At 41.0% G+C, this 15,580-nt stretch carries 15 protein-coding genes; 14 read left to right on the forward strand and 1 reads right to left on the reverse strand.

The genetic code is table 11. From position 1 onward, the window contains the following. Positions 1–20: 20 nt before the first annotated feature. A complete protein-coding gene (gene dapF / locus L4F92_RS10040) occupies positions 21–845 on the reverse strand; it encodes a diaminopimelate epimerase (RefSeq protein ID WP_250350987.1) in 825 nt (274 codons plus the stop codon). Between the two features lie 283 nt (positions 846–1,128). Here dapF and clpB point away from each other — a divergent pair, with 283 nt between their 5' ends. The 14 genes from clpB (at position 1,129) to trkA (ending at position 15,545) form a co-directional block, all read left to right on the forward strand. Next, positions 1,129–3,702, forward strand: a complete 2,574-nt coding sequence (gene clpB, locus L4F92_RS10045; protein ID WP_250350986.1) for an ATP-dependent chaperone ClpB — start codon at positions 1,129–1,131, stop codon at positions 3,700–3,702. A gap of 138 nt (positions 3,703–3,840) precedes the next feature. Beyond that, positions 3,841–4,698: a 1,4-dihydroxy-2-naphthoyl-CoA synthase gene (gene menB / locus L4F92_RS10050; protein ID WP_250363615.1), complete on the forward strand. Its 858-nt coding sequence runs from the start codon at positions 3,841–3,843 to the stop codon at positions 4,696–4,698. Between the two features lie 64 nt (positions 4,699–4,762). Next, the gene (locus L4F92_RS10055) at positions 4,763–5,221 is read left to right on the forward strand and encodes a hypothetical protein (protein ID WP_250363616.1); all 459 of its coding nucleotides are present in this window, start codon (positions 4,763–4,765) and stop codon (positions 5,219–5,221) included. 11 nt (positions 5,222–5,232) lie between these two features. Then, positions 5,233–6,225 (forward strand): o-succinylbenzoate synthase, encoded by a 993-nt coding sequence (menC, locus tag L4F92_RS10060; protein ID WP_250363617.1) that lies wholly within the window; start codon positions 5,233–5,235, stop codon positions 6,223–6,225. Positions 6,226–6,313: 88 nt separating this feature from the next. After that, entirely contained in the window at positions 6,314–6,766 is a 453-nt protein-coding gene (gene aroQ / locus L4F92_RS10065) for a type II 3-dehydroquinate dehydratase (RefSeq protein WP_250363618.1), read from the forward strand. A gap of 159 nt (positions 6,767–6,925) precedes the next feature. After that, the gene (gene accB, locus L4F92_RS10070) at positions 6,926–7,387 is read left to right on the forward strand and encodes an acetyl-CoA carboxylase biotin carboxyl carrier protein (protein ID WP_250350981.1); all 462 of its coding nucleotides are present in this window, start codon (positions 6,926–6,928) and stop codon (positions 7,385–7,387) included. Positions 7,388–7,444: 57 nt separating this feature from the next. Beyond that, complete coding sequence (accC, locus tag L4F92_RS10075) at positions 7,445–8,791, forward strand: acetyl-CoA carboxylase biotin carboxylase subunit (protein ID WP_250363619.1); 1,347 nt, start codon at positions 7,445–7,447, stop codon at positions 8,789–8,791. A gap of 331 nt (positions 8,792–9,122) precedes the next feature. Next, the gene (locus L4F92_RS10080; protein ID WP_250350979.1) at positions 9,123–9,386 is read left to right on the forward strand and encodes a YhdT family protein; all 264 of its coding nucleotides are present in this window, start codon (positions 9,123–9,125) and stop codon (positions 9,384–9,386) included. Further along, positions 9,386–10,810: a sodium/pantothenate symporter gene (gene panF, locus L4F92_RS10085; RefSeq protein ID WP_250363620.1), complete on the forward strand. Its 1,425-nt coding sequence runs from the start codon at positions 9,386–9,388 to the stop codon at positions 10,808–10,810. The genes L4F92_RS10080 and panF overlap by 1 nt, the downstream gene beginning before the upstream one ends. A 138-nt stretch (positions 10,811–10,948) precedes the next feature. Continuing rightward, entirely contained in the window at positions 10,949–11,830 is an 882-nt protein-coding gene (gene prmA, locus L4F92_RS10090) for a 50S ribosomal protein L11 methyltransferase (RefSeq protein WP_250363621.1), read from the forward strand. Between the two features lie 222 nt (positions 11,831–12,052). Further along, complete coding sequence (gene dusB, locus L4F92_RS10095) at positions 12,053–13,051, forward strand: tRNA dihydrouridine synthase DusB (RefSeq protein ID WP_250363622.1); 999 nt, start codon at positions 12,053–12,055, stop codon at positions 13,049–13,051. Further along, the gene (fis, locus tag L4F92_RS10100) at positions 13,032–13,331 is read left to right on the forward strand and encodes a DNA-binding transcriptional regulator Fis (protein WP_103855173.1); all 300 of its coding nucleotides are present in this window, start codon (positions 13,032–13,034) and stop codon (positions 13,329–13,331) included. Before dusB ends, fis begins: the two co-directional genes overlap by 20 nt. 686 nt (positions 13,332–14,017) lie before the next feature. Further along, positions 14,018–14,233 carry an IS3 family transposase gene (locus L4F92_RS11140; RefSeq protein ID WP_395896871.1) on the forward strand — a complete coding sequence of 72 codons (216 nt, stop codon included), beginning with the start codon at positions 14,018–14,020 and terminating at the stop codon, positions 14,231–14,233. Further along, positions 14,169–15,545: a Trk system potassium transporter TrkA gene (trkA, locus tag L4F92_RS10105; RefSeq protein ID WP_250363623.1), complete on the forward strand. Its 1,377-nt coding sequence runs from the start codon at positions 14,169–14,171 to the stop codon at positions 15,543–15,545. Before L4F92_RS11140 ends, trkA begins: the two co-directional genes overlap by 65 nt. The last annotated feature ends 35 nt before the right edge of the window (positions 15,546–15,580 follow it).

Below are 15,580 nucleotides of genomic sequence, written 5' to 3' on the forward strand. Positions count from 1 at the left end.
CGGTGTAAAATAACGAAAAATTACAACCTAATCACCCCATCATAAATATGCGTCGCATCGCCTGTCATATAAAGTGGGTGGCCTTCGCCTTGCCATTCAATGGTGAGGCTGCCTCCGGGCAGATCAACTTGCACTTTATTATCAAGTAAACCTTGCATTATGCCTACTGCCGCTGCAGCACAGGCGCCGCTTCCACAGGCTTGGGTTTCTCCTGCGCCCCGTTCGTAAACACGTAATTTAATATGATTACGGTTAATGATTTGCATAAACCCTGCGTTTACTCGTTCAGGAAAGCGTTCGTGGCTTTCAAGTAAAGGGCCTAGCTGGGCAACATTGGCGCTGGCAATATCTTCCACTTGTACAACGCAATGAGGATTTCCCATTGACACTGCACCACATAATACCGTTTGAATTTCCGTACGTAGAATGTAATTTTTCTCAAATTTATTGGCGATAAATGGAATTTTGCTTGGTTCCCAAATCGGTTCACCCATATTCACACGGATCATTCCATCATCTTGTACGCTTAAGATCATTTTGCCTTTTGCCGTGCTGACCGCAATGTCTTTTTTATTGGTTAGCCCTTTCATTGTAACAAAACGGGCAAAACAACGTGCGCCATTGCCACATTGAGCCACTTCACTGCCATCTGCATTAAAGATACGATAGTGAAAATCTAGCTCGGGATCATAAGGCGGTTCAACGACAAGGAGTTGATCAAAGCCAATGCCAGTATGGCGATCTGCCAGTTTTTTTATCATTTCAGTGGGAAAATAAGCATTTTGCGTTACCGCATCAACCACAACAAAATCATTGCCTAATCCGTGCATTTTGGAAAATTGCATTTTTCCATCCTTATTGAAAATCATTAATTAACCGCAATTATAAAGGTGAAGAACAATTGAGTAAACTACTCATTTATGCAACCTATTGTTCTAACGGTATTAATAGATTTTGCTTAAATTTTTTTTATTTTATGCTTGAAATTTACAAATTAGTCCTTACTTACTTGAACAAGAGAAACTCGCCAAAATGCGAGATAGCATAATGATCATTGCTTGATTTTGAAATACGATGGCATTGCCTTGCTTTTCAAACTTAAGCAACAAAAGATAGGAAGAAGAGAGAATGAATATAGAAAAATTTACCACTAAATTTCAACAAGCCTTGGCTGAAGCCCAATCTTTAGCCTTAGGAAAAGATAACCAATTTATTGAACCCGTACATTTAATGACAGCCTTGTTAAACCAAGAAGGCGGATCGGTTGCCCCAATTTTAACCGCAAGTGGGGTAAATGTTGCAATGTTACGTAATGAATTAAATGCAGAACTGAATCGCTTACCACAGGTTTCAGGGAATGGCGGTGATGTGCAAATTTCACGTAACTTGGTTAATTTATTAAATCTATGCGATAAGCTCGCACAACAAAAACAAGATAAATATATTTCATCAGAACTTTTTCTGTTAGCCGCATTAGAAGAAAAAAGTAGCCTAAGTGAGTTATTACATAAGTGCGGTGCAAAAAAAGATCGTTTACAACAAGCAATAGAACAAATTAGAGGAGGTCAATCCGTGAATGACCAAAATGCAGAAGAAAGCCGTCAGGCCTTAGAAAAATATACGATTGATTTAACCGCACGTGCGGAAAGCGGTAAGTTAGATCCCGTCATTGGGCGAGATGAAGAAATTCGTCGCACAATCCAAGTGTTACAACGCCGAACTAAGAATAACCCTGTCCTGATTGGTGAACCGGGTGTGGGAAAAACCGCCATTGTGGAAGGATTGGCTCAACGTATCGTTAATGGTGAAGTGCCAGAAGGATTAAAAAATAAACGTGTACTTTCCCTTGATATGGGCGCATTAATTGCGGGCGCAAAATACCGTGGTGAATTTGAAGAACGCTTAAAAGCCGTACTGAATGAAATTGCAAAAGAAGAAGGCCGTGTGATTTTATTTATTGATGAAATTCACACTATGGTTGGTGCAGGTAAAACCGATGGGGCAATGGATGCAGGAAATTTATTAAAACCGTCTCTTGCTCGTGGTGAATTGCACTGTGTCGGCGCAACAACCTTAGATGAATATCGTCAATATATTGAAAAAGATGCCGCACTTGAGCGTCGTTTCCAAAAAGTTTTTGTCGATGAGCCAACGGTTGAAGATACCATTGCCATTTTACGTGGTTTGAAAGAGCGTTATGAAATTCATCATCACGTTCAAATTACAGACCCAGCGATTGTCGCGGCGGCAACACTTTCACATCGTTATATCTCCGATCGCCAATTACCTGATAAAGCGATCGATTTAATTGATGAAGCTGCCTCTAGTATTCGTATGGAAATTGATTCTAAACCGGAACAACTTGATCGCTTGGAACGCCGTATTATCCAGCTCAAGTTAGAACAACAGGCATTACAAAAAGAAGACGATAGCGCAAGCCGTAAACGTTTAGAAATGCTTGAAAAAGAACTGGCAGAAAAAGAACGTGAATATGCGGAATTAGAAGACGTTTGGAAAAGCGAAAAAGCAGCCCTATCTGGCGCGCAACATATTAAAGCCGAATTAGAAAATGCCCGTACGCAAATGGAACAAGCGCGCCGTGTTGGTGATTTGAGTAAAATGTCTGAATTACAATATGGACGTATCCCTGAATTAGAGCGCCAACTTGCCCAAGCTGAAAGTGCAGAGGGTAAAGAAATGCACTTATTACGCTATCGTGTAACCGATGAAGAAATTGCCGAAGTGCTTTCCCGTGCCACGGGTATCCCAGTATCCAAAATGATGGAAGGGGAAAAAGAAAAATTATTACGAATGGAAAATGTACTTCATAAACGCGTTGTTGGACAAAATGAAGCCGTTGTGGCGGTTGCCAATGCGATTCGCCGTAGCCGTGCCGGATTATCCGATCCAAATCGCCCGATTGGCTCATTCTTATTCTTAGGGCCAACAGGTGTGGGTAAAACGGAATTGTGCAAGACATTGGCAAGTTTCTTATTTGATGATGAAAATGCGATGGTTCGTATTGATATGTCAGAATTTATGGAAAAACACAGTGTCTCGCGTTTAGTCGGCGCCCCACCGGGATATGTGGGCTATGAAGAAGGGGGCTATTTAACCGAAGCGGTACGCCGTCGCCCTTATTCTGTGGTGTTATTAGATGAAGTAGAAAAAGCGCACCCTGATGTTTTCAATATCTTATTACAAGTGCTTGATGATGGACGCTTAACTGATGGACAAGGTCGTACGGTTGATTTCCGTAACACCGTTGTGATTATGACCTCAAACCTCGGTTCTGATCTGATTCAAGGTAACCAAGATCTTGATTATGCTGGTATGAAAGAGGTCGTGATGTCGGTGGTAAGCCAACACTTCCGTCCAGAATTTATCAATCGGATTGACGAAACGGTGGTCTTCCACCCATTGGATAAAGCCAATATTCGCACGATTGCAAAAATTCAATTACAACGTTTAGAAAAACGGATGGAATCACATGGTTATCATCTAAGTTTTACCGATGCGGCATTAGATTTCATTGGGGAAATTGGTTATGACCCAATTTATGGTGCAAGACCACTGAAACGTGCAATCCAGCAAGAAGTGGAAAATCCGCTTGCCCAACAAATTCTTTCTGGTGAGCTTTTACCGGGAAAAACAGTTACGATTGATTATGTCGATGGTAACGTGATTGCAACCCAATCCTAATTGTTGCTAAAAAAACACCGCACTTTTGCGGTAAACCAAGCCTCGCAAATGCGGGGCTTTTTTGAGCATTCGCTGGCTTTTCGTCATTTCTAGATTAAGCTATAATGCTTACCGATTTATTTAGCAAAGGAATTAATTATGCAAAATCCAAAAGATGATGTACTTTACGCCCCCGTAGAATGGGCAGACCACAGCGCAGGGTATAGTGATATTTTGTATCATAAATCCACTGACGGGATCGCCAAAATTACGATTAATCGCCCCGAGGTTCGCAATGCCTTTCGTCCTCAAACGGTAAAAGAAATGATCCACGCTTTTTCTGATGCACGCTTTGATGAAAATGTTGGGGTAATCGTGCTAACAGGACAAGGAGAAAAAGCCTTTTGCTCTGGCGGAGATCAAAAAGTCCGTGGTGATTACGGTGGTTATAAAGACGACGCAGGCGTGCATCATCTTAATGTTTTGGATTTTCAACGTGATATTCGCAGCTGTCCGAAACCCGTTGTGGCAATGGTGGCAGGCTATGCGATTGGTGGTGGACACGTGTTACATATGCTTTGCGATCTTACCATCGCTGCCGAAAACGCAATTTTTGGTCAAACAGGCCCGAAAGTCGGATCCTTTGATGGTGGCTGGGGGGCAAGTTATATGGCACGAATTGTCGGACAGAAAAAAGCCCGTGAAATTTGGTTCTTATGCCGTCAATACAATGCGCAAGAAGCCTTGGAAATGGGCTTGGTCAATACCGTTGTGCCGTACGCTGATTTAGAAAAAGAAACTGTGCGTTGGTGTCGCGAAATGCTTCGCAATAGCCCAATTGCATTACGTTGTCTAAAAGCCGCATTAAACGCAGATTGTGATGGTCAAGCGGGTTTACAAGAATTGGCGGGGAACGCAACGATGTTATTTTATATGACTGAAGAAGGGCAAGAAGGGCGTAACGCATTCAATGAGAAACGCGCGCCTGATTTCAGCAAATTTAAGCGTAACCCATAATTGCCTAGTGCGGTAAAAATTTTCATTATTTTTTACCGCACTTTTATTTTATCCCGAATACAGAATGATGACCTCAATCTCACTTAAAAAACTGCTTTTCTTTTGGACAGCCGTTGTGTTATTTAATACCGCTGTGTGTTTTTTCTTTGGCTTACTGATCTCTTCCCACCCGATGTCTATACTAGGAATGTGTGTCGGTGTTCTCTGCTTTATTGCTTTTTATACCTTTCTCGATTACCACTTACTGATTAAGCAAAAATTACGTTGGCATAAAGCATTACGAAGAAGTGCTTTGATCAGAGGGGGCTTGCAAATTGCTGTTTTATTACACGTTTCCATTGAATTTTGGTGTGGCTTTCTCGCATTAGCGTTATTGGAAGTGTTATTTGGCAGTTCCTTACCATTATTTTTACATAGTTTCCTTGCCACCTTACTCACAGGGTTATTTCTGTCCATCATTCTTGCTATCCTCTGCGTCATTTGCTTTTTTCTGGCTAAGCCAACAAAACAGATCAATCAATAAAAGGAGAAAATATGCGTTCCTATCAACTCTATCGTTATCAAATTCCTATGGATTCCCAAGTGGTATTACGCAACCGTTTTTTAAAATTACGCGAAGGGTTGCTTGTAAAAATTCGCTGCGGTGAACACGAAGGGTGGGGAGAAATCGCACCTTTACCCGAATTTAGCCAAGAAACCTTAGCACAGGCGGAAGCGCAAGCGATTCAATGGTTGAAAGACTGGGATAAGGCACGGAGTCAAAATCAGAAATTGTCCTTAGAAGGATTATTTCCTTCCGTGGCATTTGGGCTAAGTTGTGCCTTAGCCGAAATGAAAGGGGAATTACCGACAGAGGGAAATTATCGCACTGCCCCGCTTTGTTATGGTGATCCCGATGAACTTTATGCTGAATTAATGCAACTTGAAGGGGAAAAAGTCGCAAAAATCAAAGTGGGCTTATATGAAGCGAATCGTGATGGATTAATTGCCGATATGTTTTTAGAAGCCATTCCTGAATTGCAATTACGTTTAGATGCAAACCGCGCTTGGACACCCGCCAAAGCACAACTTTTCGCCAAATATATTAAGCCAGCACACCGCTCCCGTATTCAGTTTGTAGAAGAACCTTGTCGCTCTCGTGAAGAAAGCCGTCAATTTGCCCAACAAACAGGCATTGCGATTGCGTGGGATGAAAGTGTACGAGAAGCCAATTTTGTGGTCGAAAAAGAACCGCACTTAGCTGCCATTATTATCAAACCAACCCTTGTTGGCAGTTTAGAGCGTTGTATTAGGTTAATTCAACAAGCCCATCAACAAGGCATTATGGCGGTAATCAGTTCCGCATTAGAAAGTAGTTTTGGTTTAACCCAATTAGCCCGTATCGCACAGCGTTATACGCCCAATACAATACCGGGCTTAGATACATTAGACCTAATGCAATACCAATTAATTCGCCAATGGCAAGGTTCAACCTTACCGGTCTTAGATCTCAATAGTGAACAGATCACACCAATAACAATACAATAAGCCCTTATTGGTTAGACCACCGAGAAGGCTACTGCGATTTTTATAAAAATCATTATAATGCAACAAGTTAAGGGAAAAAGGATTAATTATGTCAGCATCTGCACGAATTTTGTTACTGAATGGCCCAAATCTAAATATGTTAGGCAAGCGAGAACCTAAACATTATGGCACGCTTTCTTTATCTGCTATTGAGCAACAAATGCAACAGCTTGCACAACAGCACGGCTTAGCATTAACCTGCTTTCAAGCAAATAGCGAAGAAAAACTGATAGATAAAATTCATCAAAGTTTTCAACAAATTGATTTTATTATTATTAATCCCGCTGCTTATACCCACACCAGTGTCGCACTACGCGATGCCTTATTAGCCGTCGCCATTCCGTTTGTTGAAGTCCATTTATCGAATATTCATAAACGCGAACCATTCCGCCATCATTCTTATTTTAGTGATGTGGCTGAAGGGGTGATTTGTGGTTTAGGGGCAAAAGGCTATGAATTTGCCTTCCATTATGCGTTGCAATATTTGCAAAATAAGGCATAAATTACGGAAATTTTAACGAAATTAACAGAATTTTATCGCCAAAAAGATTATTTTAAGGTAATCTTTGTGGCGGCAATTTTAGTTAAAAAAACACCGCACTTTGTTTTTCATAACGTCATTAAAGTGCGGTGAGAAATATTAACATTTTAGGAAAAAATTATGGATATTCGTAAAATTAAAAAACTTATCGAATTAGTTGAAGAATCAGGCATTATGGAGCTTGAGATTTCAGAAGGTGAAGAGTCTGTTCGTATTAATCGTGGCTCTCCTTCCTCAACCGCAGTGCAATATACGCTTCCTGCTACAGCGCCTCAAGTTGCACCGGCACCTGCGCCTGTCGCAGCGCCAACAGCTACCGTTGAGCCTCAGGCAAGCACCGAGGTTTCAGGTCATCAAGTTCGTTCACCAATGGTTGGAACCTTTTACCGTAGCCCAAGCCCTGATGCGAAACCGTTTGTAGAAGTGGGACAAAGCGTGAAAGTCGGTGATGCCTTGTGTATTGTTGAAGCAATGAAAATGATGAACCGTATTGAAGCAGATAAAGCCGGTGTGGTAAAAGCGATCCTGATTAATGACGGTGAACCGGTTGAATTTGATGAACCATTAATTGTTATCGAATAAATCATTTCTATTTAGGCGGAACAACATTCTGCCTAACAATTCTAAGAGATCATTCTTATGTTAGAAAAAGTTGTAATAGCCAACCGTGGAGAAATTGCCCTACGCATTTTACGTGCTTGTAAAGAGCTAGGTATCCGCACCGTTGCGGTTCACTCCACCGCAGATCGTGAATTAAAACACGTCTTATTAGCAGATGAAACCGTCTGCATCGGGCCTGCGCCTTCAACCAAAAGTTATTTAAATATCCCTGCGCTGATTGCGGCTGCAGAAGTTACGGGGGCGGATGCTATTCACCCGGGATATGGTTTTTTATCTGAAAATGCTGATTTTGCTGAACAAGTAGAGCGTTCGGGGTTCACCTTTATTGGCCCAACTGCCGATGTCATTCGTCTAATGGGGGATAAAGTTTCTGCCATTAACGCAATGAAAAAAGCTGGCGTGCCTTGCGTACCGGGTTCTGATGGCCCTGTTGGCAGTGATATGAAGAAAAACAAAGAAATTGCCAAACGCATTGGTTATCCTGTGATTATTAAAGCCTCTGGTGGCGGTGGTGGTCGTGGTATGCGTGTGGTGCGTGATGAACATTCTTTGGAAGAATCTATTGCAATGACTAAAGCCGAAGCAAAAGCCGCCTTCAACAACGATATGGTATATATGGAGAAATATTTAGAAAATCCACGCCATATTGAAATTCAAGTGCTGGCAGATACGCACGGCAATGCGGTTTATTTAGCAGAACGTGATTGCTCAATGCAACGTCGCCACCAAAAAGTAGTGGAAGAAGCGCCAGCGCCGGGGATTACTGAAGAAATGCGCCGTGATATTGGTTCACGTTGTGCAAAAGCCTGTGTAGAAATTGGCTACCGTGGTGCGGGGACGTTTGAATTCTTATATGAAAATGGCGAATTCTATTTCATCGAAATGAACACTCGTATTCAAGTTGAACACCCCGTTACAGAAATGATTACGGGCGTGGATTTGGTGAAAGAGCAATTATTAATTGCCTCGGGCTTACCACTTTCTATCAAACAAGAAGAGATTAAAGTACGTGGCCACGCCATTGAATGCCGTATCAATGCCGAAGATCCAAAAAGCTTCTTACCTTCTCCGGGGAAAATTAGCCATTTACACGCTCCCGGTGGTTTAGGGGTACGTTGGGATTCGCATATTTATACGGGCTATACCGTTCCGCCACATTATGATTCAATGATCGCAAAATTGATCACTTATGGCGATAACCGAGAAGTGGCTATCCGTCGTATGCAAAATGCCTTAGGTGAAACAATCATTAATGGCATTAAAACCAATATTCCACTCCACGATCTGATTTTAGCGGATGAGAACTTCCAAAAAGGTGGTACAAATATCCACTATCTAGAGAAGAAATTAGGAATGCACGATTAAGTCCATTATTCAATCCACAAGGCGTTTTAAATAACGCCTTTTTTATTACAGAATTTTTGGGGGTTAATCACTTTCTTTATGATTACGCATAAAAAAGTGCGGAGCAAAATTTACAAATTTTCGTTGCCTGATTTGAAATAAAACAACGTTGCCTTGCCTGATTTCAATCATTGAATCGACAATTTTCACGCTATTTAACGTGATTTTTGTCAATATATTTTGCTAAGATTAGGCACTGAGCAAATAACTCAATTAGTCTGAAATTTTGCTCGTGTGTTGCCGTATGAAAATTTAGCGATAAACATAACAAATTAGGAGAACAACAAAAGCGATGAAACAACATTCTCGTTATCAGCAAGCCACAAAAGAAGCGCGTTGGGCGTTTGGGCTGACCTTGCTTTATGTCGTGGGTTGGTGTTTATGTGCTTATTTACCCAAAGATTCTCAAGGACCGCTCGGTTTTCCACTCTGGTTTGAATTAGCTTGTATTTATTTGCCGGTGCTATTTATCGTGGTGGCTTATTGGGTGATAAAAATTGTGTATCAAGAGATTGATTTAGAAAATATTAAACTCGAAAACAAGGATGTTGAATAATGAATCTCGGTATTATTTTCCCTTTAGGTATTTACCTTGCTTTTGTGTTTGGGGCAGCAATTTATGCTTATACGAAACGTTCTAAAGGCGATTTCTTAACTGAATATTATGTTGGCAACCGCTCAATGACAGGCTTTGTACTTGCGATGACCACCGCATCCACCTATGCCAGTGCTAGCTCTTTTGTCGGAGGGCCGGGCGCGGCGTATAAATTTGGTCTAGGTTGGGTATTGCTGGCAATGATTCAAGTACCCGCAGTATGGCTGGCACTTGGTGCGTTGGGGAAAAAGTTCGCCTTACTTTCTCGTGAAAGTAAAGCCTTAACAATCAATGACTTATTACTTTATCGTTATAAAAATAAATATTTAGTCTGGATTTCTTGTATTGCATTATTAATTGCTTTCTTTGCCGCAATGACCGTGCAATTTATTGGCGGTGCGCGCTTGCTGGAAACCACTATTGGCATTAGTTATACCAATGCGTTACTGATTTTTGCCGTTACAGTGGGGCTTTATACCTTTATTGGTGGGTTTCGTGCGGTGGTACTGACGGATACTATTCAAGGAACGGTAATGATTCTCGGCACGATTATTTTACTTGGGGCAACGATCTATGCCGCTGGGGGAGTTGAAAGTGCGGTGCAAAAACTCAATGAAATTGACCCGCACTTAACCAGTCCTTATGGGCCAAATGAGATGTTAGGCTTTCAATTTATGGCCTCTTTCTGGGTTTTGGTATGTTTTGGCGTAGTCGGTTTGCCTCATACGGCGGTGCGTTGTATGGCGTTTAAAGACAGTAAAGCTTTGCATAATGGAATGTTAATTGGCACGATTGTTTTAGCGTTAGTGATGTTGGGTATGCACCTTTCTGGTGCCTTAGGGCGCGCAATTTTACCCGCGTTAGACGTACCGGATCAGGTGATTCCAACGTTAATGTTACAAGTGCTTCCGCCAATTGTCGCGGGTATTTTCCTTGCTGCACCAATGTCTGCCATTATGTCTACGATTGATGCGCAGCTCATTCAATCCTCATCTATTTTTGTTAAGGATTTATATCTCAGCACCAAGCCTGAAATGGTACAAAATCAAAAAAAGATTAGCTGGTTTTCTTCAATTATTACGTTAATTTTAACCGCACTTTTGATCTTGGCGGCGTTAAATCCACCAAAAATGATTATTTGGTTAAACCTTTTCGCCTTTGGTGGTTTGGAAGCCGCTTTTTTATGGGTGATCGTGTTGGGATTATATTGGCAGAAAGCCAATGCCGTTGGTGCAATTTGCTCAATGGTAGTGGGCTTAACCAGTTATGTAGGCTTAACCGCCGCAAGTATTAAACTATTTGATTTTCACGCCATTGTCCCGTCTTTATTATTTGGCTTAATCGCTTTTCTGATCGGTAACAAGTTGGGTGAAAAATCTCAATAATATCGTCATTTGAATTGACAATAATACCGGATAGGCTCGCCGCATACGCACTGAATAGTACGTCGCGAGCTATCTTATTTTATTTCCAATTTAAACGGCTCTTATTTATTAACCTTTTTATTTTAGTAAGGAAAAATTATGGCTTGGGTTCAAATTCGCATTAATAGCACCAATCAACAAGCGGAAACAATTAGTGATTATTTAGAAGAAATTGGCTCAGTTTCAGTAACCTTTATGGATAGCCAAGATACCCCGATTTTTGAACCACTTCCCGGTGAAACGCGTTTGTGGGGTAACACCGATGTGATCGCCTTATTTGATGCCGAAACCGATATGCAACAGATTGTTGCTTTACTCAAAAGTGCGGGGCATTTAAGTAAAGAAACTGCCTATAAAATCGAACAAATTGAAGATAAAGATTGGGAACGTGAATGGATGGACAATTTCCACCCAATGCAGTTTGGTAAACGTTTATGGATTTGCCCAAGCTGGCGAGACGTTCCCGATCAAAATGCGGTAAATGTTATGCTTGATCCGGGATTAGCCTTTGGAACAGGCACGCACCCAACGACGGCGCTTTGCTTAGAATGGCTAGATAGCTTAGATTTAAACAATAAAACCGTCATTGATTTTGGTTGCGGTTCCGGGATTTTAGCCATTGCCGCCCTAAAATTAGGGGCAAAAAATGCGATTGGTATTGATATTGACCCACAAGCGATTTTAGCCAGTCGCAATAATGCAGAACAAAATGGCGTGAGCGACCGCCTACAACTCTTTTTGGCTAAAGATGCGCCAGCTGATTTGCAAGCTGATGTTGTTGTCGCTAACATTTTGGCGGGTCCATTAAAAGAACTTGCGCCGACTATCACTCAATTAGTCAAACCACAAGGTTTACTTGGTTTATCGGGCATTTTAGAAACGCAAGCCCAATCAGTTTGCCAAGCTTACGAAAATCAATTTATCCTAGAGCCAGTGGCAATCCGTGAAGAATGGTGCAGAATTACGGGGAAAAACAAATAGCAAAATCTAAAAATGCCTCTCCTTTTGTCAAGCATAAGATGAATTTTTTTTGACTAAAATCATTTACATTGCATAAAATTCACACAATCATAAAAAAATGAATTTTGTATAAAAATTATGCTTTGCAAATGGGGCAAAAGTGCGTATCATAGCACGCCTTGCCCGTAGGGGCGGGCGATGAGTTGTATGTCAAAGGTAGTAATGTGTTAAAGGAAGGCAACAATGCGAATTGGTCATTATCAATTAAAAAACCGTATTTTGCTTGCACCGATGGCAGGTATTACTGACCAACCTTTTAGACGCCTTTGTGCGAATTATGGGGCAGGATTAACGTTTTCAGAAATGATGGCAAGTAATCCTCGTGTCTGGCATACAGAAAAATCGAAACAACGTCTTGCGTATCATCAAGATGTCGGCATCAACGCCGTGCAAATTGCGGGATCTGATCCGCAGGAAATGGCACAAGCTGCACAAGTGAATGTGGGCTATGGGGCAGAAATTATTGACATCAATATGGGCTGTCCAGCAAAGAAGGTGAATCGTAAATTGGCAGGTTCTGCGCTTTTGCAATATCCTGATTTAGTCCAACAGATTCTTGAAGCCGTGGTTCGTGCTGTGGACGTGCCTGTAACACTAAAAATTAGAACAGGCTGGGATCGACAAAATCGAAACTGTGTGGAAATCGCTAAAATTGCCGAACAAGCTGGCATTCAAGCACTAACTATTCACGGGCGTACGCGTGAATGTTTATTTGAAGGCGAAGCGGAATACGACAACATTAAAGCGGTGAAACAACAGGTTTCCATCCCCGTGATTGCCAATGGCGATATTACATCAGCACAAAAAGCCCAAGATGTACTCAATTACACAGGCGCTGATGCAATAATGATTGGGCGTGGTGCATTAGGTCGGCCTTGGCTATTTCAGTCTGTGGCAGATTTAATAGAAAACAGCTCAATAACTTCAGAACCAAGCTTAGAAGAAAAGTGCGGTGTTATTTTGCGACATATTCAGGCACTTCATCAGTTTTATGGTGAAGAAAAGGGGTATCGCATTGCACGCAAGCACGTTGCTTGGTATTTACAGGGAATTCAACCTAATTCCAGTTTTAGACAGACTTTTAATGCCATTACGAATGCAAAAGAGCAAATAACAGCATTGAAAGAATTTTTTAATTTGATTTTATTGGATAAGAACAACAATGTTAGAACAACAACGTAATCCAGCCGAAGCACTTACTGTTTCAGTATTAAACTCACAATCACAAGTAACAAATAAACCACTTCGTGATTCTGTGAAACAAGCAATTAGAAATTATTTAGCACAATTAGATGGTCAAGATGTGGACGATCTTTATGAGTTAGTGTTGTCAGAGGTTGAACACCCTATGCTTGATATGATTATGCAATATACCCGTGGTAATCAAACTCGTGCAGCCACAATGTTAGGTATCAACCGTGGTACATTACGTAAAAAATTAAAAAAATACGGTATGGGCTGATAATTTCAGGTTTTAAATAAAATGACACTGATCTGCTCCCCAAAAGTTGGACCACATCCAATAATTAAGGAGCAGATTTTTTATGGCAAAACATTATTCAACAGCATTTGCATTACGCGCGATTTCGTTAGTCTCTGTTCAAGGTATGAATCTGAATCAGACGACAAACTATTACGGTCTTTCTTACTTTCGCTAAATTGTGGTTTAGTTGTAACGCATTAGAAAAGTGATATTGATTGGCTTATTCGCTAGCCTAATCGGAGAAATAAGATGTGATTCCTCAAACCGCCTGTCAAAGCCGATAAAAAACCTTTTTTACAAGAGATTGAATACTCTTACCAGAAGAATATCTATTTAAAAAAGTTCTTTGAACTCAGAAGTATCAAGCTCAAGCGGAAAAATATACCATCGTTCGAGAACGAAGGAAGCAATCTCTCTTTTCCATATTACTGAAGATGACAAATCTGTCTCACCATACCTTTTAACTATTTGGGGTTTCGTATTGAAGATATTCAAGGAAGCGTTATAAATTCGTTTATCTTGCATACTGATTCATAGCGACTAAGGTTGGCGCTATCAGGTGGCAGTGTGGCACGAAATACTCGTAGTGAAAAATCCCTTAAAGTCGGTTCATAGCATAAGCCATAAGGGGAATTGGCATAATAAGATGGTAGAGAGTTTTTAGTATGGTGAAGTTCGAATGTTTTTACCTGAATTGCTTTGCCAATGTGTCAGAGATGGAGGTAGCGCTACACGAGTATATTCGCTATTATAACAAGCAATGGATTAAATCCGCATTAAATAACTTGAACTTAGTGCAATACAGAGATCACAACAATGAAAATCATTATTTTAGGCGCAGGGCAGGTAGGGACAACATTGGCAGCCAATTTGGTCAGTGAAGATAACGATATTACGCTTGTCGATAATGAAGCAGAACGTCTACTTGCGTTACAAGATAAGCACGACTTGCGTGTCGTGAATGGGATTGCCTCATCCCCGAGAGTCTTGCGTGAAGCAGGCGCAGCGGATGCAGATTTAGTCGTGGCAGTAACTAATTCAGACGAAACCAATATGATTGCGTGCCAAGTGGCTTATACTTTGTTTAATACACCAACGAAAATTGCACGTATTCGGAGTACAGACTATTTACGTGAAAAAAATAAATTATTTCAATCGGATGTTATCCCGATCGATCATATTATTTCCCCTGAAAAATTAGTGACTGATGAAATCGTTCGCTTGATTGACTATCCGGGGGCGCTACAAGTTTCTCATTTTGCCGAAGGGCGAATTAGTATCGTGGTGGTGAAAGCCTATTATGGGGGGCCATTGGTAGGATATGCCCTATCAATGTTAAAAGAGCATTTGCCACATATTGATTGCCGTGTCGTGTCTATTTTGCGACAGGATAAAGTGATTCGCCCACAAGGCTCAACCATTATTGAAGCGGGGGATGAAGTTACCTTTATTTGTGCCACAATTCATATTAAAGCCATTATGAGTGAATTACAGCGTCTAGAAAAACCTTATAAACGCATTATGATTATTGGTGGTGGGAATGTTGGAAGTGGGGTTGCAAAACGTTTGGAAGAACAATGTTCCGTTAAATTGATTGAACGTAATCCTGAGCGAGCTACTGCTTTAGCTGAGCGTTTATCAAAAACCTTGGTTTTTTGCGGTGATGCCTCAGATCAATCCTTGCTATTTGAAGAACATATTGAAAATATTGATGTTTTCCTTTCGCTCACCAGTGATGATGAGGCAAATATTATGGCTGCCTTACTTGCCAAGCGATTAGGGGCGAAAAAGGCAATGGTGTTGATTCAGCGAATGGCATACATTAACTTATTGCAGGGAGGCACGTTAGATATTGTGGTTTCTCCTCAGCAAGCCACGATTTCTGCGCTGTTAGGTCATATTCGTAAAGGCGATGTGGGTAATGTTGTATCTTTGCGACACGGTATTGCCGAGGCTTTAGAAATTGTTGTTCATGGCGAAGCAAATTCTTCTCACATAATAGGACGAAAAATATCTGAAATTAAACTTCCTACAGGCGTGATTATTGGCGCAATATTACGTGGTGAAGATGTAATGGTTGCGAGAAAAGGATTAGTGATTGAAGAAAATGATCGCATTGTGGTATATGTGAGTGATAAAAAATATATTCCAGAGGTAGAAAAATTATTCCAACCTAGTGCATTTTTTATCTAAAAATGAAAAAAAGTGCTGTACTTATTGTTTTTAGT

It is taken from the genome of Avibacterium sp. 21-595 (assembly GCF_023611905.1).
Lineage (GTDB): Bacteria > Pseudomonadota > Gammaproteobacteria > Enterobacterales > Pasteurellaceae > Avibacterium.

What these genes read in the sequence shown, in the direction of transcription:
- dapF (WP_250350987.1), bottom strand. Translation starts at nt 845, where the DNA reads ATGCAATTTTCCAAAATGCACGGATTAGGCAATGATTTTGTTGTGGTT.
- clpB (WP_250350986.1), top strand. Translation starts at nt 1,129, where the DNA reads ATGAATATAGAAAAATTTACCACTAAATTTCAACAAGCCTTGGCTGAA.
- menB (WP_250363615.1), top strand. Translation starts at nt 3,841, where the DNA reads ATGCAAAATCCAAAAGATGATGTACTTTACGCCCCCGTAGAATGGGCA.
- L4F92_RS10055 (WP_250363616.1), top strand. Translation starts at nt 4,763, where the DNA reads ATGATGACCTCAATCTCACTTAAAAAACTGCTTTTCTTTTGGACAGCC.
- menC (WP_250363617.1), top strand. Translation starts at nt 5,233, where the DNA reads ATGCGTTCCTATCAACTCTATCGTTATCAAATTCCTATGGATTCCCAA.
- aroQ (WP_250363618.1), top strand. Translation starts at nt 6,314, where the DNA reads ATGTCAGCATCTGCACGAATTTTGTTACTGAATGGCCCAAATCTAAAT.
- accB (WP_250350981.1), top strand. Translation starts at nt 6,926, where the DNA reads ATGGATATTCGTAAAATTAAAAAACTTATCGAATTAGTTGAAGAATCA.
- accC (WP_250363619.1), top strand. Translation starts at nt 7,445, where the DNA reads ATGTTAGAAAAAGTTGTAATAGCCAACCGTGGAGAAATTGCCCTACGC.
- L4F92_RS10080 (WP_250350979.1), top strand. Translation starts at nt 9,123, where the DNA reads ATGAAACAACATTCTCGTTATCAGCAAGCCACAAAAGAAGCGCGTTGG.
- panF (WP_250363620.1), top strand. Translation starts at nt 9,386, where the DNA reads ATGAATCTCGGTATTATTTTCCCTTTAGGTATTTACCTTGCTTTTGTG.
- prmA (WP_250363621.1), top strand. Translation starts at nt 10,949, where the DNA reads ATGGCTTGGGTTCAAATTCGCATTAATAGCACCAATCAACAAGCGGAA.
- dusB (WP_250363622.1), top strand. Translation starts at nt 12,053, where the DNA reads ATGCGAATTGGTCATTATCAATTAAAAAACCGTATTTTGCTTGCACCG.
- fis (WP_103855173.1), top strand. Translation starts at nt 13,032, where the DNA reads ATGTTAGAACAACAACGTAATCCAGCCGAAGCACTTACTGTTTCAGTA.
- L4F92_RS11140 (WP_395896871.1), top strand. Translation starts at nt 14,018, where the DNA reads ATGGTGAAGTTCGAATGTTTTTACCTGAATTGCTTTGCCAATGTGTCA.
- trkA (WP_250363623.1), top strand. Translation starts at nt 14,169, where the DNA reads ATGAAAATCATTATTTTAGGCGCAGGGCAGGTAGGGACAACATTGGCA.